This is a genomic window from Collinsella sp. An268 (assembly GCF_002159765.1).
Taxonomy (GTDB): Bacteria; Actinomycetota; Coriobacteriia; order Coriobacteriales; family Coriobacteriaceae; genus Coprousia.
On sequence record NZ_NFJH01000012.1, the window covers coordinates 19,493 to 39,193 of the forward strand.

Here is a 19,701-nt window from a genome sequence, read left to right on the forward strand (position 1 = left end):
ACCGCCTCCAATTGTTGTATCGCTACCAATTACCATGCTGCTTTAGCCAGCCCATTGTTTGACTTCTGAAACAGGGTCCCTGGATGCACAGGAGACACACCGAAAACGGGTTTTGTAAGAAATTGGGTTTCCATACCGCCGATGCAGTTACAATTGAGTAAAGAGATGCGACGCATCCGCAGGCCGTTCGCAAAACAGCTCACAACCTGCGAAAACGCCTTTTCTTTGTTCGTGCTAGATTTGGCGGGAAGCGCGAACGCACCCATAGATTTCTCAGAGAACTCCGGGCGCGTTTTTAATATGCGCAAAGGGATGTCTCCCACCAGCACGTTCCAGAACTGGGGCAGCTCGTCGAGCGAGGTCTTGCGGATGAAGCGCCCCACGCGGGTGATGCGCGGGTCTTCCCTAATCTTGAATACGGGTCCGTCCTTCTCGTTGGCGGACATGAGGCTCTCGAGGCGATCCTCGGCATCCACGTACATCGAGCGGAACTTCACCATGCGGAACGTCCTGCCGCGCCTGCCCACGCGCTCCTGAAAGAAGAGCGGGGAGCCATGCGGATCGTCGAGGTAGACGGCGAGCGCGACGGCGAGGTGCACGGGCAGAAGCACAACGAGGACTGCGAGGCTGAATGCGATATCGAACAGGCGCTTCACCGTGCGGTAGAGGAGCCTGCCCTCGATACCTTGGGCGATGCGCTCGAGCTCAGCCTGCGAGAAGCGGGCGTCCTCTCCACGCGGAGCCACGCGGTCGGCAGCCGTGCCCGGCACGGGAAGCACCGCGCGGCGGCCCCCCTTCCCCTCAACAGAGATGCTTGCTGTATCAACCGAAGTCGCCGGCGATGTTGAGCCCGAAGGCTCAACCGTCAGCGCCTCGCTCGATTCTCCCAACAACTTCCAACCCAACTTTGACGACCTTCGGCCGGCCGAACAGCCGGCCTTCCACGTAGGCCAAGCGCTTGTGGCGGTCGATCTTTTTGATCTGCGCCTCAAACCCTTTGAGCGGGCCGTCGGTAACCCTGATGCGATCGCCCTCGGCAACCGCGATGGACGGCTCCACCACGTGGTCGGGCCCGGTCAGTGCGAGTAGCCATGCCGTCTCCTCCTGCGTGAGTGGGGTGATCTTGCCTGCGGTGGCAAGCAGCTTGGTCATGGCGGGCACGCGGCGCAGGCGCTCGGCAAGCTCTGCCACCTCGGTCTTCTTGGCCGTAAGGTAGACGTATCCCGGCGTCAGGAGCTCCTCTTGGAGCGTCCAGGCGCCGCGGACCTTTCGCTGAAACTGAAACCGCGGGACAAAGCACCGGGCTGCCACGGCATGGCCCAGCACACGGCCGATGAGCTCGACCGTCTTGCTCTCGCGGCCCGTTGCCACCTGCATGGCATACGTGCGCATCGTGCCCCCCCAACTGCCACGGCTTCGCCATACGGACATGCCGCAGCAGACGCAAGCTATTCAACCCCTCGCAGGTGACGGCAACGCGCACCGGGCGACGATTGCGTACCTACCAGATATGTGTGCGACCGGGCGCACGCGCGGCACTGCGGCCGCCCGCGGCACCGGGCCGCCTGCAGAGGCGCCTCATCCCCTATGCCGCGACCTTGGCGGACGCAACTCTCGGGTGGCCCTCGACAGATTTCAGATTCTAGCACAGCGGTATGGGCGACATCCGACGCTCCGCCGAGGATTCGCCATACCTAACAAACCCTTTGCAAAAGGGCGCGTCGATTATGACAAAAGATGCCCCGGTTATGACGGCGCGGTAGACATTGCAGAGCTGAAAGCAGATTTATGCTGGTAGATAGCCTTATGCCTGCATCATATCGATGCCGGCGAGGTCGCAGGCGCGCCGCAGGTTCTCGTAATGGCCGATGCGGTGCGCGTCGCTGGCGATGTAGGTGTAGAGCCCCCGCTCGAGGAGCTTCTTGGCCGGCCGCTTCTCGCGGCCCAGGCGGCCCCCCACGACAAAATCGGCCGACGCCTGGAGCTTGCAGCCCATGCGCACGAGCTCCTCGGCGAGGCTTGGGTCCTTCTGGATCGCGCGGTAGCGCTCGGGGTGCGCGATGATGACCTCAAAGCCGCGCGCCTGCAGCGCGTAGATGGTGCGCTCGTACTCGGGAAAATCGTCCTTGGTGCAGCGGCTCGAAAGCTCCAGTAGAAACTCGTCGGACCCGTCGAAGTGCAGGCGGTCCGCCCACTCGAGCCCGAGCTCCATCAGCTTGGTGTGGTTTACCTCCCACCCCATCTGCAAAGGGAAGCCCTGCGCATAGGCCTGAAGCGTACGGAAGGCGCCCCGCATGCGCTCGTAGTCGAAGTACGGGTCGCGCACATGGGGCGTACAGACGATGCTGGTTATACCGACGCGTTGCGCCATGTAGAGCATCTGCCCGCTCTCGGTGAGGCTGCGGGCTCCGTCATCCACGCCGGGGAGGATATGGCAGTGGATGTCGCGCATGTTAGCGGCCGGTGCTCTGGAACTGGTTGATCATCGCCGCCGTGGAGCTGGGCGACACGGGACGCGGCGCCTGTACGGGCTGCGCGGCAGGGGCTGCCTGCTGCGGGGCGCCTGCACGGGCTGCGGTCTGGGGCGCTTGGCGCGCGGCCTGCGCCGTGCGCGCGGTGGGGTGCGGCGGGCGCGTCTGCGCCTTGGCGGCGGGCACGCGCGCGGCTGCCTTGGCCTCGGCATCCAGATCCACGCGGACGCCGTCACCGTTGTAGTAGGCGTAGTAATAGTCATCCGCCTTGCGGTCGCAGGCGTTGAGCACGACGCCGATGACGTTGGCCTCGGCCTTCTGCAGCTGCTCGTAGGCGCCCACGAGGTCGCGGCGCTTGACGTAGTTCTCGCGCACCACGAGCACCGTGGCGTCCACCACGGCGGCGATGACGGCTGCGTCGACAAACGTGCCCACGGGCGGCGTGTCAAATACCACGTAATCGTACTTGGCGTTGACCTCTTTCACGAACTTGCGGAAGCGGTGCGACGCCAGGATGTCCGCCGGGTTGGGGATGTTGGGCTCGGCGTCGAGGAAGTAGCAGTCGCCCGTCTTGGTGGGCACGACGGCCTCCTCGAGCGTACAGTCGCCCGCGAGCACGGCGTAGAGCCCGTGGCTCGGGTGCACGCCGAGCTGGCCGGCGAGCGAGCGGCGGCGCATGTCGGTCTCGACCAAAAGCACGTCGCGGCCGCTCGTGGCGATCGCGCGCGCGAGGTTGATCGCCACGGTGGTCTTGCCCTCGTTGGGCACCGACGACGTGATGACGATGGAGGACACCGGGTCGTCCACACTGGCGAAGCGGATGTTTGCCAGCAGGGTCTTGACGGCGTTTTGCATCAGGACCTGCTCGTTTTGATGCTTGCGCTTGCGGGCCATGGGTTAGTTACCTCCCTTGACGAGCGGGATGCGGCCGATGACGGGCACACCCAGGAGCTCCACGATCTCGTCGCCGCGCACGCGCGTGTCGAGCATATCCATCAGAACGACGATCGCCACGGCGGCGAAAAGGCCCGCCATAAGGCCCACGGCGATGTAGAGCGGACGGTTGGGGCCGCTCGGCGCGGTGGGTGCGGAGGCCTCGTCGATGACGTTGACGCTCTCGACGTTCATGACCTCGCGCGCCACGTCGCCCACGCTCTCGGCGAGCGCGTTGGCCACCTCGGCCACGGCGCGGGGCTCGCCGCCCGTCACCGTGAGGGTGATGACGCGGGTATTGGTCTCGCTCGCCACGGAGATCTCGAAGCCATCGAGGTCCTCGAGGCCCACGGCGCGGGCGGCGTCGTCGCGCACGCGCGAGCTGTCCATCAGCTGCGCGATGTCGTTCGCCACCTGCTGCGAGGCGTTGAGGTCGGAGTAGAGGTTGGCGCCCGTGGCCGTCTGGTCGAGCGTGAGCACGTACATGCTCGTGGTGGTGGAGTAGGTGTTCTCCATAAATAGGAAGGCGTAGGCTGCCACGGCGATGGCGCACGCCACCGGCAGCACGATAACGAGCCTGAGGTGCTTGCGCAGCAGCGTCAGGAGTTCCAGCAGGGTCATGACGTACCTCTCACGATCTGTCTGCAAAAAGCCGCACCGCGGCGCCTTCGTCCTCCCCCTCCCCCGCCTCGGACGTTAAGGCCCTAAGGGCCCAGCCGACGGGGCTGCGAATGGCACTGAGCGCTTCGGTGCAGCAGATACTATAGGACACCGGAGGGGATAACTGAGGGTCCCCTGCCATAATGGAGGATTTTACCACGAATGGCCATAGGAAGCCGGTACGCGGATGCGGCCCTACGCGCCCTCGGTCAGGCGCTTGACGTCGAGTGCGATCATGTACTCCTCATCCGTGGGGATGACCATGACCGTCACGGGCGAGCCGGCCGCACTGATGACCTGGGCTCCGTTGCCCACCGCGTTCTGGTTGCGCTCGCGGTCCACGCGCACGCCCAGCCAGTCGAAGCACTCGCAGAACGCCTGGCGGATGGTCCAGTCGTTCTCGCCGATGCCCGCCGTGAAGGTGATGGTGTCCACGCCCGCCATCGACGCGATCATCGACGCGGCCTGAAGCATCGCCTTGTACGCGTACATGTCGAACGCGAGCAGGCAGTTCTCGTCACCGTGGTTGGCGCCCTCGCGGATGTCGCGCGCGTCGCTCGAGATGCCCGAGACGGCGAGGAGGCCGGACTTCTTGTTCATCATCTCGTCGACCTCATCGTAGGTGTAGCCGCCCTCGCGCTGGAGGTAGCACACGGTCGCCGGGTCGATGGAGCCGCAGCGGGTGCCCATCATGAGGCCGTCGAGCGGCGTTAAGCCCATCGTGGTGTCGCGGCAGACACCGTCCTCGATGGCGCAGAGCGACGCGCCGTTGCCCAGATGGCACGAGAGCAGGCGGTGGCAGAAGTCGCCGAGCATCTCCTTGGCGACCATCCACTCGTAGCGGTGGCTCGTGCCGTGGGCGCCGTACTTGCGGATGTGGTACTTCTCGCACACGTCCTTGGGCAGCGCGTAGGTATAGGCGACCTGCGGCATCGTCATATGGAACGACGTGTCGAAGACGGCGACGTTGGGGATCTCCGGATACCGCTCGCGGCACGCGTCGATGGCGGCCGCCTCGCCGTAGTTGTGGAGCGGTGCGAGCGGCGCGACCTCGAGGATCTTCGCCATGACCTCGTCGTCTACGAGCGCGGAGTCGTCGAAGTACCAGCCGCCCTGCACGATGCGGTGGCCGATGCCCTCAAACGTGTACCCGCCCTCGTCGAGCGTCTTCAGCACGCGGTTGATGGCAGCCTTGTGGTCCGGGAAGAGCGCGTCTTCCACCACCTTCTCGCCCGAGGGGTCCGCGTGGGTGAAGATGCCGCGGTCGAGGCCGATGCGCTCGCAGTTGCCCTTGGTGGCGATCTTACGCGTGTCGGTGTCGAGGAGCTGGTACTTGAGGCTCGAGCTGCCCGCGTTGACGACGAGTACGTTCATGGCTCTCCTATCGAGGGGTCGCCCGGCTTGGCCGGTGCTGTGGGGACGGCTGCGGCGCGCCCCCGTGCGTGGGTGCGCGCCGCATGCACTCGTGCTGCAGAAAAAACCTACTTGCCGGAGACGATGCGCTCCACGTCGGCCGCGATCATGTACTCCTCGTCGGTGGGGATCACATAGATCGTGACGGGCGAGTCCTCCGTGGAGAGGCACCAGCCGCCGTCGGCGCGCAGGGCGTTCTTGGCGTGGTCCATCTTCACGCCCATCCACGCGAGGCGGTCGGCCACGCCGGCGCGGACGGCGGGCGCGTGCTCGCCGATGCCCGCGGTGAAGACGAGTGTGTCCATGCCGCACATGGCGGTCGCCATCTCGGCCACCTTGGCCGCGATCTTGTAGATGAACATGTCGAGCGCGAGCTTGCAGCCGGCGTCGCCGTCGGCCGCGCCCTGCTCGATGTCGCGGATGTCGTTCGTGCCCGCGATGGCGAGGAGGCCGGACTTCTTGTTCATCATGTCGTCGACCTCGTCAAAGGTGTAGCCGCCCTCGCGCTGGAGGTAGCACACGGTCGCCGGGTCGATGGAGCCGCAGCGGGTGCCCATCATGACGCCGTCGAGCGGGGTGAGCCCCATCGTGGTGTCCATGCACTTGCCGTCCTCGACCGCGGCGAGCGAGGCGCCGGAGCCGATGTGGCAGATGACGACCTTGTGCGCCTTGCCACAGGTGAGCTCGTCCACCTTCTTGGAGATGTAGCGGTAGCTCGTGCCGTGCGCGCCGTACTTGCGGATGTGCAGCTTATCGCACACCTCACGCGGGAGGGAGTAGGTCTGCGCCACGGCGGGCATGTTGAAGTGGAAGGCCGTGTCGTAGACGGTGACGTTCGGCAGGTCGGGGTACTGCTCGAGGCAGTACTCGATGACGTTCGCCTCGGGGTTGTTGTGGAGCGGGGCGAGCGGGGCGACCTCGCGGATCTTGGCGAGGATGTCGGCGTCCACGAGCGTGGAGTCGCCGAAGTACCAGCCGCCCTGCACGATGCGGTGGCCGATGCCGTCGATCTTGACGTTGTGGGCCTCGAGGTCCTTCAGCACGACCTCGATGGCGACCTTGTGGTCGGGGAACTCGACGTTGTCGGTGACCTTGGGCTCGCCGGCGACGGTGTGGGTGAAGGTGCCGCCCGTGAAGCCCACGCGCTCACAGGAACCCTTGGCGGAAACCTTGTGGGTCTGGGTATCGATCAGCTGGTACTTGAGCGTGGAGCTACCGGCATTGACAACGAGAACGTTCATGAGTCTCCCTCTTGGTTTTGCGCGTCCGGCGACGCGAAGCTACACAACGCTTTTATTCTACCGCCAAACGCGGCGCGGGCGGCCCGCGATACCGTGCCCGGCGGCGCTCCGGGCGCAGGCGGGGCCCTGGGCAGAGGAAGCTCGCCGCTCAACAACCGGAGAACGCAGACGTAAAAACGCGGGACGGCCTAAAGACCGTCCCGCGCGTTGCGAGCGAGATATGCGCCCGGCGCCGATGCCGGCATCCGCGACGCAGGGGCGCGTGCGGGCGCCCGCGTGCGGCCCGGGCACGGCCGCGCCGGGCAGAGGCTGCCTAAACGAGGCCCTCGCCGAGGTCGCGGCCGCCGAGCACGTGCCAATGCAGGTGCATCACGGTCTGGCCCGCGGCGGCACCGGTGTTGGTGATCACGCGGAAGCCCGCCTCAAGACCCTTTGCGCGCGCGACCTCGCCCACGGCGTGCGCCATGGCCTCGAGCACGTCGCCCGGGACGCCGTCGATGATGTTTTCGTAGTGCGCCTTGGGCACCACGAGCGTGTGGACGGGCGCCTGCGGGTTGAGGTCGTCGAAGGCGATGACCTTGTCGTCCTCGTACACGATGGTCGAGGGGATCTCGTGGTTGGCGATCTTGCAGAAGATGCAGTCTGGCATGGTGGGTCTCCTCCCTTAGATGCTGAGCGTGTTCTCGGTCGCGGCCGCCTCACCGGCCACGAGCGCGTCGTTGCCATCCATATCCTTCACGAGAATCTTGACCTGCTGCTCCGCATGGTCGAGGCGCTCGCGCAGGCTCTTGACGAGCGCGACGCCGCGCGTGTAGCTCTCGAGCGACTGCTCGAGCTCGAGGTCGCCCGACTCCAGCGCGCGGATGATGCGCTCGAGTTCCTGCGAGGCCTCCTTGTAGGTGAGCTCGTCGATGTTCTTGTCTGCCATGGCGTGTCCTTTCTCACCGGGGCCCGCGGGCCCCATGGGTTTCCCAATCAAGTGCGTGCGGGCGGTGCCAGCTCGCATCCGGTGCGCTACCGCACGGCGCCGCTCCCTATCGCCGCGCATCCGCGGCGACCGTGTCCACCGTACCGGTCACGGTGCCGTCGGCAAAGCGGACGGCGATGGCGTCGCCCGGGGCGAAGGCCGCCGTACTCGTGGCGACCGCGTCTTCCCGGTAGGCGATGGCGTAGCCGCGCGCGAGCACCTTGAGGGGCGAGAGCGCATCGAGCGCCGCCGCCTGCCGGGCGAGGTCCGCGTCGCGCGCCGCCGTGATGGTGCGACCCTCGCGGGCGAGGCGCTCCTGCGCCCGTGCGAGCGCCTGCTGGGGCGCGGCGAGAAGCGCTGTGCCCGCCGGGAAGCGCGCCGTGAGCGCATCGAGCGCCGCGCGCCAGCGCTCCTGCTGCCGCGCGAGGGCGCCCTCGAGCCGGTCGGCGCTCTGCTCGAGCTCGGCGGCGCGACGGAGCACCGTCTCGTCCGGGCGCGTGAGGCAGGGGCGCTGCGCGAGCGCACCGAGCGCGAGCCCCTCGCGCGCGAGACGCTGCTCGACGGCCCTCGTCGCGCGCTCGGCAGCGCGCGCGAGATCGGTGCGGCCCGTCCCCACCGCACCCGCCATCGCCGTCGCGAGGCGGCGTTCGCGCGTGGACAAGAGCTCGGCGAGCTCCGTCGCCGCCGGCGCCACGGACTCCGCCGCCGCTGTGGGCGTGGAGCAGCGCCTGTCGCTCACCATGTCGCAGATGGACGTGTCCGGCTCATGGCCGATGCCCGTCACCACGGGAACGGGCGAGGCGGCCACGGCGCGGGCGAGCGCCTCGTCGTTGAACGTCATGAGGTCCTCGAACGAGCCGCCGCCGCGCACGAGCAGGATACAGTCGACCGCGGGGGCGATCCGCGCCGCGCGGCCGAGGGCGTCGATGAGCTCGGCCTCGGCCCCCTCCCCCTGCACCTTCGACCCCACGCAAATGAGCTCCACCAGGGGGTTGCGGCGGCGCAGGGTGCGCTTGACGTCGTCGATGACGACGCCGGAGAGCGAGGTCACCACCGCCACGCGCGTGCAGAATGCGGGGATGGGCCGCTTGCGCGCCTCGTCCATGAGGCCCTCGCGGCGGAGTTTCTCGGCGAGCGCCGCCACCTGCTGGCGCAGCAGGCCCTCCCCCACCGGCTCGAAGCGCGATATCTGAAAGCTCATCTTGCCCGTGCGCGCATAGACCTCGAACTTGCCCGTGAAGCGCATCTTGAGGCCGTTTCTGAGCTCATAGGGGCTCGCCTTGTAGACGCCGCCCCAGATGATGCACTCGAGCGAGCTCGCCTCGTCCTTGATCTGGAAATAGCAGTGCCCGCGCGCACCGTACGGCCCGCGGAAGCCCGAGACCTCGCCCAGCACGGTGATGGGCGGCAGCTCGGCGAGCGTGGCGCCGGCGAGGCCCACCGCCTGCGTGACGGTGAGGATGTGCGGATCGCGCTCGTCGTCCTCCGTCGCCCCCGGGGTGCCGACGGCAGCGGCGCCGCCCTGCGCGGACGGTCCGTGCGAGGAGTCCCGCTCCCAGGGCAGGGGATCTGTGGCGGCACGCGGGCGGGCGCTTTTGCCCGTCAGGTTCCATCCGGTCATGTGCCCTCCGAATCTATGCGGCGGGCAGGCGCCCGCCTTGTTGGTCGCCTCTCAGTCTACCCCGTCGTGCGGACAAGGTTTCGCACGGGGGCGCTCCGGACGGGCCCACCCCGGGAGAGCCGCACGGCGGCGCACAGATTGAACCCGTCCCCAAATGAGGCGTCACAGGATCTCGATGCGGCGGTCCTTGACGGTCAGGCCCATGTTGCCCGAGAGCAGGTCGTCCAAGCGCGTCCCCACGAGCTCGAAGCGCCAGCCCTCGCGCAAGGGGCTCCGCTCGGGGTGATCGATGTAGTCGGAGAGGTCGTCGCGCGAGGCGATCATGGCCGTCGCCACGCCGGCGCGCTCGGCCACCAGGCGCAGCAGGGCGTACATGAGGTCGACGACGCTCTCGAGCTCGCTCGAGAGCGCGCGGCGGGCGTGCTGCGCGGGCGGCAGGCGGTCGGGCGGGCAGCGGCGCCCGCGGTCGATGGCCATCAAAATCGCATGCACGTCGCCCTCGGAGAGCTGCTCGGTGCCGCGGACGCCCCGCACATCGGTCACCTCGCGCGGCAGCCGCTTGACCAGCGCGATGAGGACCTCGTCCGACATCACCCACTTGCGCGGGATGTCGAGCTTCTCCGCCCGGCCCTCGCGCCAGGCGGCGAGCTCGCGCGCGATCGCCATCTGCTTGCGGGTGCAGGAGTTGATGCGCTTGACGCGCTTGTAGGCGAGGCGCCGGTCGGTCTCGTAGTGCGCGCGCTCGGTCAGGGGACGCAGCTCGTCGAGCACCCACCACAGGCGCCCGGCGCGCTCGAGCCGCTCGCGGATGACCGCGTAGGCGCGAATGAGGTAGCGCACGTCGTCCAAGGCGTACTCGATCTGCTGCTCGGTCAGCGGGCGGCGCGACCAATCAGTGAGCGACTCGGTCTTGGGGAGCGTCACGCCGCAGAACGTCTGCACCAGCCCGTTGTAGGCGATCTGCAGCCGCTCGCCCAGAAACGCGGCCGCCACCTGCGTGTCGAAGATGGGCGCGGGCAGCACGCCGAGGGCGTTGAGCAGCACCTCCATGTCCTGCGTGCAGGCATGGAACACCTTGACGGTCGAGGTGTCGGTAAACAGCGCGGCCAGAGGGTCCAGGTGCCCGGCGAGGGCGATGGGGTCGATGGCGACCGATTCGTCAGGCGTGCCCACCTGGATGAGGCACAGGCGGGGGTGGAACGTCCGCTCGCGCAGAAACTCGGTGTCGACGGCGACGGCATCGAAGGCGGCGGCCCGCGCGCAGAAGGCGGCGAGCTCGCTCTCTGTGGATATAATCATGCTCTCCTCTGGCCTCGGTATCACGTACGGTCATCCGGGTAGGATACGACAATGTAACTATACGCGCTTTGGCCTAGAACGGAAGCTCACGCATGCGTTGCCTCATCATCCACAATCTTCGATCGGGCCCCCGCTCTGACGAGATCTTCGCGTTTGCGCACGCGCTCGCCCAAGCGGGCGACGAGGTTGTCATGCGCTTCATCGGCGACGGCATGGAGCCCGACGAGGCCACGCGCGACGTGCGCACCTTCGACCGCGTCGTCGCCTCCGGCGGGGACGGCACAGTGGCCAACGTGCTCGATTGCCTGCGCGACACGCACGTGCCCGCACTCGTCTTCCCCTCCGGCACGGCGAACCTCTTCTTCAACAACATCGGCAACAGCCCCGAGATCGCCGCGCTCGCCGCCGCATGCCGCGCCGGGCGCACCGCCCCCGTGGATATGGGCGAGCTCTTCTGGCTGGGCGATGACGGCCGCACCGAGCGCCACGGCTTCACCATCATCGCGGGCTCGGGCTTTGACGCCACCATCATGGAGAAGGCGGCGCCCGCCAAGCGCGACATCGGCGAAATCGCGTACTTCCTCTCGGCCCTCTCGACGCTCGAGCCCGAGGTGGCGCACTTCTCCATCGAGCACGACGGCGTGACGGAGGAGCTCGACGGCATATCGTGCATGGTGGGCAACACCGCCGTCATCCAAAACGGCATCAACCTCTTCCCCGACTGCCGCATGAACGACGGCCTGCTCGACATCGCCATCATCGAGCCGGTGGGGCTCGTGCAGCTGCTGCCGACGGCGCTCGCCGCCGTCATCGACCCCGTGGGTAAGGGGCTCGGTCGCCCGCAGTTCACCATGTTCCAGGCGCGCGAGGTGCTCGTGCGGTGCACCCCGTCGCTCGGCATGCAGTTCGACGGTGAGCTCGTGGACAACCACGCGGGCACCTTTGGCGCGCGCGTGCTGCCGCGCTGCCTCGACCTCATCGTGGACGACCTCTCACCGCTCGCGCACGAGGCGTAATAGCAAGCGGGCGCGGGGACATGGGCGCCCCGATGCGCCCGCAACGACGCGATGTAAAGGTCGCGTCCCTCCCCCGTGCTCGGTGTAAAAGGGTGTGAAAGAGTGTAAAAGGGTGTAGATGAGTGTAGAAGGGTATGAATGAGTGTAAAATGGTGTGAGTTCTTACGGAGGGAGCCTCATGCCGACCAATCCATTCAAGCCGACGGCGGGCAAGATGCCGCCTATTCTCATCGGCCGTCAAGCGGTTATCGATGATTTTGCCGAGGGGCTCGATAACGGCGCGGGAGCCCCGGGGCGGTTGATGCTCATTACCGGTCAGCGTGGATACGGGAAGACCGTTATGCTCACCGAGCTTGGGCGGGTCGCCCGCGAGCGCGGATGGGTCGTTGTGTCTGAAACCGCATCAGAGGGCATGTGCGCCCGCCTGATTCAAGAGATTACCCCTCCGGGCGTACGGCTAGAGCGTGCGAGCGTCTCGCCCTCGATTGGCATTCCCGGTGTCGCGACCGCGCAGATTGGCAGCGCGTCGTTCGTCTCGCCAGAGCAAGGGGCGCTCACGTTGCGCAAGGCCATCGAGGCGCGCCTGCGCAAGGTGGGGAAAGGAAGGGGCATCGCATTCACCATCGACGAGGCGCAGGCGGCTTCGCGCGAGGACATGGTTGCTCTTGCAACGACGTTGCAGCATATCATCCGCGATCAAGATATGACAGACGTCCCCGATGACGAGAAGAAGGGCGTGGCGTTTGTGTTCGCCGCACTGCCGTCACTCATGGACGAGCTTCTGAACGATAAGGTTCTGACCTTCTTGCGTCGGAGCGTTCGCCATGATCTGGGCGCCGTCCCTTTGCCCGATGTGCGAAGCGCCTTTATAGAGACGGTGCGGATGTCGGGCAAAACCATTGCGCATGATGTCGCCCTTGAGGCTGCGCGAGCGACAGACGGCTATCCGTACATGGTTCAGCTGGTCGGTTACTACATGTGGCGCAGCGCGCAGGCACGCGGATCGAATGCGATCGAACGTTGCGATGTGGAAATGGGCGCATCCGATGCCATCATGGCTTTTGAGGAGGCCGTTTGCGCCCCGCTGTACGACGGACTGACAAGCGCGCAGCGGCTGTTTGTAAACGAGGTCGCTCGCGACGATCCTGAACCTGCGCGCGTGTCAGATGTGGCAAAGCGGGCGCGTCGGAGTGCAAGCTGGGCGGGGAAGTATCGCGCAAGCTTGATGAAGGAGCGCGTAATAGAGCCCGCCGGGCACGGCCTGGTACGCTTGGTTACGCCTCACTTTGCGAGCTACATCAAGCAGCGAGGATGAGCAGGCCCTCAAGCGCTGGGCTACAATATACGGCGCGCCATCGATCCGACGCGAAACAGAACGGCAATCTTAAGGGGAATGCCGGCTAGGCGGCGCCCCCGTGTGCTATAGTGCCCTCAACGTACAGACGGCGGCAGCAGCCGCCCGCACCTCGAAAGGAGCCACCGGATATGTTGAACGTCAACCTCGCCCTCAACAACTGGTGGTGGCGTGATGTGAACTCGGCCGGTCAACGGTGAGCCCTTCGCGCCTATAGATTTGCGCAGATACGGCCCCCGGGTTGACCGGGGGCCGTTTTTAGTTTTCGCCCCCGCGACCGCACCGACCCCGTTCGCATCACGCGCCTCCACCCCGCTCGTCGAGCAACCCCTCTCACACACCCCACACCCCGAAAGGTTGATCACCATGACCGAGAACACCACCCCGCGCACCACCACCGCCCAGCCCCGCACCGTCGCCTCCGTCGACCGCGGCAAACTCGACATCAAGGCCCTCGTCCTGCTCGCCGTGCTCCTCGCCGCCGGCTTCATCCTGAACTTCACGCTCGGCCGTGCCATCGGCGCCGTCTCCGGCGGCATGATCAGCCCCGAGTTCATCATCTCCGCCTTCTGCCTCACCATCCTCATCGTCCGTCCCAACCTGCTGCAGGCGCTCGTCATCGGCCTCGTCTCCGCCGCCGTCATCCAGCTCACCACGACGCTGCCCGGCGCCGACTTTGTGGCCGAGGGCATCGCCGCCGTGCTGATGGCCGCCATCGTCAACGCCGGCATGAAGACGGGCGCCAAGGGCGTCGTGCCGGTGGCGGGCACGTTTGTCTGCACGTTTGTCTCCGGCTTCATCTTTATGGTCATCCGCATGGCGCTCATGCAGTTCGACATGGCCATCGCCGCCGCCATGCTCCCCGTCGTCGCGCTCACCGCCGTCTTCAACGCCATCCTCGTGGGCGCGCTCTACCTGCCCATCAAGCACGCGCTCAAGCTCGCCGACTAGCACCGGGCGCACGCCCACCCGGTGCGCGCCGCCCCATCGACCAGAACCTGTGCCCCGCGCCCGCCGGCGCGGGGCTCACGGGTGAGATACCCGTCCCGACAAGTACCGCCAGCGACCCCGACCCCTCGAGAGGACCCCATGCAGCCCACCGAACAGCCGATCATCGAGATGCGCGACGTCGCGTTCTCCTATGGGGAGGACGCCGACCGGGCGCTCGACGGCATCACGCTCACCATCGCCCCCGGCTCGTTCACGGGCATCATCGGCCCCTCGGGCGCCGGCAAGTCGACGCTCGCCGCCGTGCTCGCCGGTGCCATCCCGCACCACTTCACCGGACAGCTCTTTGGCGCGACGCTCGTCGAGGGGCAGGACACCTGCGAGCTCACGCTCACCGACATCTCGCGGATCGTGGGCTCGGTCAACCAGGACATCGATGCGCAGATGGTCGCCTCGGTGGTTGAGGACGAGCTGCTCTTCGGCCTCGAGAACTTCGGCGTGGCGCACGAGCGCATCGACGAGACCATCGCGGCGGCGCTCGATGCCGTGGGCATCGCCGACCTCCGCGACCGCGAGATCGCCACGCTCTCCGGCGGCCAGAAGCAGAAGGTCGCCATCGCGGCGATACTCGCGCTCGCCCCGCGCGTGCTCGTGCTCGACGAGCCCACGGCCGCCCTCGACCCCGTGAGCTCGCGCATGGTCTTCGACGTGCTGCGCGACCTCAACCGCGACCGCGGCATCACGGTTATCGTCATCGAGCAGAAGGTGGCGCTCCTCTCGGAGTTCTGCGACCGGCTCCTCGTCATGAACGAGGGGCGCGTGGCGCTCGAGGGCACGCCGCACGAGGTCTTCGCGCACGCCGCCGAGCTCCGCGCCATCGGCGTCGACAGCCCGCGCGTGGCGCGCATCTCGAACAGCCTCGCCCGGCGCGGCCTCTATCCGGCGGGGACCCCGTGTCTCAACGTTGCCGAGGCGGCATCGCTCATCGCCCGCACCGTGGGTACCGGCGCACCTCAGGCGGGAGAGCCCGGCTCGGTTCCCGCAGCCGCTCCGCGCACCGGCTCCCCCCACGCCCCCGCGCCGCGCCCGCATGCGGAGGGGGCGGAGCCCGTGGTCCGCTTCTCGGGCGTGACGTTCGCCTACCCGGGCGGCGGCGCCTCGGTCAACAACCTCGACCTCGCCGTCTACCCCGGCGAGCTCGTGGGCATCGTCGGCCAGAACGGCACCGGCAAGACGACGGCCACCAAGCTCGTCAACGGGCTTCTGCGCCCGAGCTCGGGCAGCGTGCGCATCGCCGGCGTGGACACACGCGACGTCCCCGTATCCGAGATCGCGCGCCACGTGGCCACGCTCTTCCAGAATCCCGACCACCAGCTCTGCAAGAACACCGTGCGCGACGAGGTCGCCTTTGGCCTCGAACTCCAGGGCGTCCCGCGCGCCGAAGCCGTCTGCCGCGCCGAGCGCGTCATCGAGCGCTTTGGCCTGCCGGCCGACGAGGCGCCGTTCTCGCTCTCGCGCGGGCAGCGCCAGATGGTCGCCCTCGCCTCCGTCGTGGTGACCGAGCCCGCGGTCATCGTGCTCGACGAGCCCACGAGCGGGCTCGACTACCGCGAGTGCATGACCGTCATGGAGACGGTGCGCGAGATGGCCGAACAGGGATCCGCCGTCATCATGGTCTGCCACGACATGGAGGTCGTCTCCGACTTTGCCGAGCGGCTCGTCGTCATGGCGGACGGCTGCATCCTCGCCCGCGGCGCCACCGCCGACGTCTTCGCCGACGCCGCGCTCATGGCGCGCGCCCGCGTGACGCCGCCGCAGGTGGTGGAGCTCTCCGCCCGGCTCGCGCAGGAGGTCTCCCCCGCCTTCGCCCACGAAACCGAGGTGTCCGGCATCGTTGACACCACCGTCGCGCTCGCCGGCAGCCCCGCACCCACCGCCGACCCCGAGGAGGCCCTCCGTGCTTAACGTCATCGACTACGTGCCCGGCGACACAATCCTCCACCGCCTGAACCCCGTCACCAAACTCACCCTCGCCGCCTCGATCATCGCCGCGACGTTTCTTGCCGACGGCTACGCGGCGCTCATCGGCCTGCTGCTCCTGACGCTTCTGCTCGGCGCCTACGCGGGAAGCGCAAGCCGGCTCTTCTCGCTCGTGAAGGTGCTCGTGCCCGTCTCCGCCCTCATGCTCGTGCTGCAGCTCGCCTTCGTGCGCCACGGCGAGGTGCTCTGGCTCTTCATCACCACCGACGGCCTCGTCTCGGGCACCAAGGCGTGCCTGCGCCTCGTGGGCGTGGCGCTGCCGCTCGTCCTCATGCTCACCGTCACCAAGACGACGGACCTCGCCAACGCCTGCGTGGAGAAGCTGCACGTCCCCTACCCTTTAGCCTTCACGTTTACGACGGCGCTGCGCTTCGTGCCCGTCTTCACGCAGGAGATGAACGCCATCATGGAGGCGCAGACCGCGCGCGGCGTGGCGTTTGACACCAAGAACCCCCTGAAGAAGCTCATGCTCATGCTGCCGGTGTGCGTGCCGCTCCTCGTGACCTCGGTGGGCAAGACGGATGCGACGGCGCTCGCCGCAGAGCAGCGCGGCTTCTACCTGCGCACCCGCGCGAGCAGCTACCGGCGCTACCCCTTCTGCGCGCGCGACGCGGCCGCGGCGCTCGTCTGCGTGGCGCTCATCGCCGGCGGCATCGCGCTGTAAGGCAGACATCACGCAGAAGAGCGCGCCACTTTTTTGCTACCATGCCGTCGAACCCCCTATGTGAGGAGACGGCATGAGCGACGGCGCAACCCTATTCCCCTTTCTTGACGATACGATCGAGGCCCATTTTGACGAGGAGGCCCGTGCGCGCATCCGCGCCGGGCTCGCGGCGGCCGCAAAGCGCCCGGTAACGCTTCGCGCCAACGCACTGCGCGCAGACCGCGACGAGGTCGCCGCCGCGCTCGACGAGGCGGGCATCGCGTGGGAGGGCGTCTCCTGGTACCCGGACGCCTTCGTGCTCGCCGACGTGCGCGAGCGCGCCCTCTGGGAGCTGCCGCTCTACCAAGAGGGCAAGGTCTACCTGCAGAGCCTCTCCTCCATGCTGCCCCCGCTCGCGCTGGCGCCGCGCGCCGGGGCGGATGTCCTCGACATGTGCGCCGCACCGGGAGGCAAGACCTCCGAGCTCGCCGCCCTCGAGCCGCGGGCGCACCTCACCGCCTGCGAGATGAACGCCCCCCGCGCCGAGAAGCTTGCCTACAACCTCCAGAAGCTCGGTGTCACCGGCGTGAACATCATGCGCACGGACGCCCGCCGCCTCGATACGTTCTTCTCCTTCGACCAGATCCTGCTCGACGCGCCGTGCACCGGCACGGGCACGGTCCGTGCGGGCGACGAGCGGGCGGCGCGGCGCATCACGCCGGCACTTCTCGCCAAGGCTACCAAGGCGCAGCGGGCGCTTCTCGACCGCGCGCTCACCGTGCTCAAACCGGGCGGCACCCTCGTCTACTCCACCTGCTCGATCCTGCCTGAGGAAAACGGCGAGCAGGTCGCCTCCGCGCTCAAGCGCCACCGCGATTGCGCGCTCGTCCCGCTCGCCGGCGCGCTTCCCGAGGACGCGCCGGCGCGCCCCGCGACCGCCCAGGCCGTGGCAGACGCCATCGACGCGGGCTCCATCCCCGTGCTCCCGGGCGGACCCGAGGGAACGCTCACCGTCTGCCCCACGCGCGAGTTCGAGGGGTTCTATCTCGCCCTTATCCGCAAAGCGGCGCGCCCGTAGCGCCGAACCCCACGACCCGGCGGCGGTGCGACGGGGCGGGGGCTCCCGGCAGGGACGCGCTTAGCGCCGGTGCGCCCCGTCCCGGCGCCCGTGCGGGGCTCCGCCGCGCAGCGCGTCGGCGGCATCGCGCGCGGCCCGGCGCTCCTCGCGCCGCGCCTTGACCGTCGAGACGGCCAGATAGAGCCCTGCCGCAACCACGATGGCGACAAGGACGATGATGACGGGACCTATGATCTCGGCAATGGAATCGAGCATCTGAACACCTGCTATCGAAAAACCCCGCCCCGCGGGGTACACTGTGCGTTGATGTCCTCTAGCTTAGCAAACGGGCGCCATGCGCACCGCGGCGGGAGGGGCATCGTCACAAGAAGAGGAGACGCCGCGCACCGTCACGGCGCAACGGCGCCCCGCATCGCCGAAAGGAGACCGGCATGTCGTTTCTCGACCTCGCCCGCGCCCGCTACTCCGAGCGCCGCTTCGCACCCGACCCCATCGAACCCGAGAAGCTGTCGCGCATCCTCGAGGCCGCGCGCGTCGCGCCCACCGCGCGCAACCTCCAGCCCCAGCGCATCCTAGTGGTGCAGAGCCCCGAGGGCCTCGCCAAGATCGACCGCGCGACCTCCTGCCGCTTCGGCGCGCCCGTGGTGCTCGTGCTCTCCTACGACATGACGGTGGCGTCGCGCCACCCCGACGTCGTCGACTTCGGTGTGGTGGACACCGCCATCGCCGCGACGCATATGATGCTCGAGGCCCAGGAGCTCGGCGTCCACAGCTGCTGGGTCGGCCTCATCGACCCGCCGGAGCTGCGCCGGCAGTTTGACATCCCGCGCACGCAGCGCATCATCTCGGTCATGCCCCTCGGCTACCCGAGTGAGCGGAGCCACCCCGCGCATCTGCATGAGGAGTCCCTTCCGCTCGAGCAGATGGTCGCGTGGGAGACCTACGCGGACCACTGCGGCTGAGCCCCCGCGCGTGACGAGGGAGACACGAAAAAGGGCGGACCCGCGGGCCCGCCCTTTCTCATCCGCTTGCGCGTCCGCTAGTCTACGCGCTTATCACCCATAAAGAAGAGGGCTACGGTGCCGGGACCGGTGTGCGCCCCGATGACCGTACCGATGTCGTAAATGGCGATCTTGCCGGCAAGCTGCGGGAACCTCTCCTCGATACCCGCGACCACGGCCTCGGCCTCGCCGCGGCAATTCGACTGCGAGAGGCAGCACTTGCCCGCGTAGGCGAGCCCGCCCTCGGCATGCTCCTCCATCATGCGCACGAGCTCGGCGATGGCGCGCTTGACGGTGCGGATCTTCTGCCGCGGGATGAGCTTGCCCTGATAGTCCACGTTCAGCACCGGGCAGATCTTAAGGGCGTTGGCGAGCAGCGCGCTCGTGGCGGAGACGCGGCCGCCGCGCTTCAGGCAATCGAGATCCGACACGAAGAACCAATGGTTGAGGTTGAGCTTGTGCTCCTCGACCCACGCGCAGGCGTCGTCAAACGACATGCCGCCGTCGCGCAGGTCGGCGAGATACTCCATCAGAAGACCGAAGCCCGCCGACGCGGCAAGGGAGTCCACCACGCACACGCGGCGCTCGGGATAGCGCTCGCGCAGCTGCTCGGCGGCGATGCAGGCGGAGTTGTACGAACCCGATATGCCCGACGAGAGCGTGAGGTGCAAGACGTCCTTGCCCTCTTGGAGGAAGGGCTCCCAGAACTCCTCGTACTCGCCCACGCCCACCTGCGAGGTGGTGGGTTGCGCACCGGCCTTGATCTGGTTGAAGAACGCCTCGGGCGTGATGGACGTGTAGAGATCGTCCGGATGGCTCACGCCGTCGATCATGTAATGGAAGGGAACCCAGGCGATGTCGCGCTGCTCGAAAAACGCGCGCGGGTAATCCGCCGTGGACTCGCAGGACAACACATAACTGCAATCGCTCATGCGCACTCCTCTCCGCGACACCGGCAAGCCCGGTGACGCGCATAGCCTCAAACACAGATATGATACGCGCCCGGATACGGCGCG

Annotated in this window: 20 protein-coding genes; 7 read left to right on the top strand and 13 right to left on the bottom strand. The window is 67.6% G+C overall.

All coding sequences use genetic code 11. From position 1 onward, the window contains the following. Window positions 1–29 precede the first annotated feature (29 nt). The 11 genes from B5F70_RS09230 to rnd all read right to left on the bottom strand — a co-directional run bounded on the left by B5F70_RS09230 (window position 30) and on the right by rnd (window position 10,605). Window positions 30–779 (bottom strand): sugar transferase, encoded by a 750-nt coding sequence (locus B5F70_RS09230; RefSeq protein ID WP_206383547.1) that lies wholly within the window; start codon window positions 777–779, stop codon window positions 30–32. A gap of 79 nt (window positions 780–858) precedes the next feature. Continuing rightward, complete coding sequence (loaP, locus tag B5F70_RS09235; protein WP_241145966.1) at window positions 859–1,392, bottom strand: antiterminator LoaP; 534 nt, start codon at window positions 1,390–1,392, stop codon at window positions 859–861. A gap of 412 nt (window positions 1,393–1,804) precedes the next feature. After that, complete coding sequence (locus B5F70_RS09240) at window positions 1,805–2,452, bottom strand: CpsB/CapC family capsule biosynthesis tyrosine phosphatase (RefSeq protein ID WP_087205281.1); 648 nt, start codon at window positions 2,450–2,452, stop codon at window positions 1,805–1,807. A gap of 1 nt (window position 2,453) precedes the next feature. Further along, on the bottom strand, window positions 2,454–3,365 hold the full coding sequence (locus B5F70_RS09245; protein ID WP_087205282.1) for a CpsD/CapB family tyrosine-protein kinase: 912 nt from the start codon (window positions 3,363–3,365) through the stop codon (window positions 2,454–2,456). A gap of 3 nt (window positions 3,366–3,368) precedes the next feature. Beyond that, entirely contained in the window at window positions 3,369–4,025 is a 657-nt protein-coding gene (locus tag B5F70_RS09250) for a Wzz/FepE/Etk N-terminal domain-containing protein (protein ID WP_087205283.1), read from the bottom strand. Window positions 4,026–4,259: 234 nt separating this feature from the next. Further along, window positions 4,260–5,438, bottom strand: coding sequence for an acetate kinase (locus B5F70_RS09255; protein WP_087205284.1), 1,179 nt, complete (start codon window positions 5,436–5,438; stop codon window positions 4,260–4,262). A gap of 107 nt (window positions 5,439–5,545) precedes the next feature. Next, entirely contained in the window at window positions 5,546–6,718 is a 1,173-nt protein-coding gene (locus B5F70_RS09260; protein WP_087205285.1) for an acetate kinase, read from the bottom strand. Window positions 6,719–7,031: 313 nt separating this feature from the next. Continuing rightward, window positions 7,032–7,367: a histidine triad nucleotide-binding protein gene (locus B5F70_RS09265; RefSeq protein ID WP_087205286.1), complete on the bottom strand. Its 336-nt coding sequence runs from the start codon at window positions 7,365–7,367 to the stop codon at window positions 7,032–7,034. A gap of 15 nt (window positions 7,368–7,382) precedes the next feature. Further along, a complete protein-coding gene (gene xseB, locus B5F70_RS09270; RefSeq protein ID WP_087205287.1) occupies window positions 7,383–7,646 on the bottom strand; it encodes an exodeoxyribonuclease VII small subunit in 264 nt (87 codons plus the stop codon). Window positions 7,647–7,752: 106 nt separating this feature from the next. Then, window positions 7,753–9,306: an exodeoxyribonuclease VII large subunit gene (gene xseA / locus B5F70_RS09275; protein ID WP_087205288.1), complete on the bottom strand. Its 1,554-nt coding sequence runs from the start codon at window positions 9,304–9,306 to the stop codon at window positions 7,753–7,755. Between the two features lie 162 nt (window positions 9,307–9,468). Next, window positions 9,469–10,605, bottom strand: coding sequence for a ribonuclease D (gene rnd, locus B5F70_RS09280; RefSeq protein WP_087205289.1), 1,137 nt, complete (start codon window positions 10,603–10,605; stop codon window positions 9,469–9,471). A gap of 92 nt (window positions 10,606–10,697) precedes the next feature. On the opposite strand from rnd, the gene B5F70_RS09285 reads away from it, so the two are divergent. From B5F70_RS09285 to B5F70_RS09310, 6 genes are all read left to right on the top strand, one after another. Continuing rightward, window positions 10,698–11,621 carry a diacylglycerol kinase family protein gene (locus B5F70_RS09285; RefSeq protein WP_087205290.1) on the top strand — a complete coding sequence of 308 codons (924 nt, stop codon included), beginning with the start codon at window positions 10,698–10,700 and terminating at the stop codon, window positions 11,619–11,621. A 214-nt stretch (window positions 11,622–11,835) separates the two neighbouring features. After that, window positions 11,836–12,936: an ATP-binding protein gene (locus B5F70_RS09290; RefSeq protein ID WP_239463063.1), complete on the top strand. Its 1,101-nt coding sequence runs from the start codon at window positions 11,836–11,838 to the stop codon at window positions 12,934–12,936. Window positions 12,937–13,341: 405 nt separating this feature from the next. After that, window positions 13,342–13,926, top strand: a complete 585-nt coding sequence (locus B5F70_RS09295; RefSeq protein ID WP_087205292.1) for a hypothetical protein — start codon at window positions 13,342–13,344, stop codon at window positions 13,924–13,926. 138 nt (window positions 13,927–14,064) lie between these two features. After that, complete coding sequence (locus B5F70_RS09300; RefSeq protein WP_087205293.1) at window positions 14,065–15,888, top strand: energy-coupling factor transporter ATPase; 1,824 nt, start codon at window positions 14,065–14,067, stop codon at window positions 15,886–15,888. Then, window positions 15,881–16,627, top strand: a complete 747-nt coding sequence (locus B5F70_RS09305) for an energy-coupling factor transporter transmembrane component T (RefSeq protein WP_087205294.1) — start codon at window positions 15,881–15,883, stop codon at window positions 16,625–16,627. Before B5F70_RS09300 ends, B5F70_RS09305 begins: the two co-directional genes overlap by 8 nt. A gap of 73 nt (window positions 16,628–16,700) precedes the next feature. Beyond that, a complete protein-coding gene (locus B5F70_RS09310) occupies window positions 16,701–17,684 on the top strand; it encodes an RsmB/NOP family class I SAM-dependent RNA methyltransferase (RefSeq protein ID WP_087205295.1) in 984 nt (327 codons plus the stop codon). A gap of 60 nt (window positions 17,685–17,744) precedes the next feature. On the opposite strand, the gene B5F70_RS09315 is transcribed toward B5F70_RS09310, so the two are convergent. Continuing rightward, a complete protein-coding gene (locus B5F70_RS09315) occupies window positions 17,745–17,939 on the bottom strand; it encodes a hypothetical protein (RefSeq protein ID WP_087205296.1) in 195 nt (64 codons plus the stop codon). A 176-nt stretch (window positions 17,940–18,115) separates the two neighbouring features. Here B5F70_RS09315 and B5F70_RS09320 point away from each other — a divergent pair, with 176 nt between their 5' ends. Further along, the gene (locus B5F70_RS09320) at window positions 18,116–18,646 is read left to right on the top strand and encodes a nitroreductase family protein (RefSeq protein WP_087205297.1); all 531 of its coding nucleotides are present in this window, start codon (window positions 18,116–18,118) and stop codon (window positions 18,644–18,646) included. Between the two features lie 77 nt (window positions 18,647–18,723). On the opposite strand, the gene B5F70_RS09325 is transcribed toward B5F70_RS09320, so the two are convergent. After that, a complete protein-coding gene (locus B5F70_RS09325) occupies window positions 18,724–19,617 on the bottom strand; it encodes a DegV family protein (RefSeq protein ID WP_087205298.1) in 894 nt (297 codons plus the stop codon). Between the last annotated feature and the right edge of the window lie 84 nt (window positions 19,618–19,701).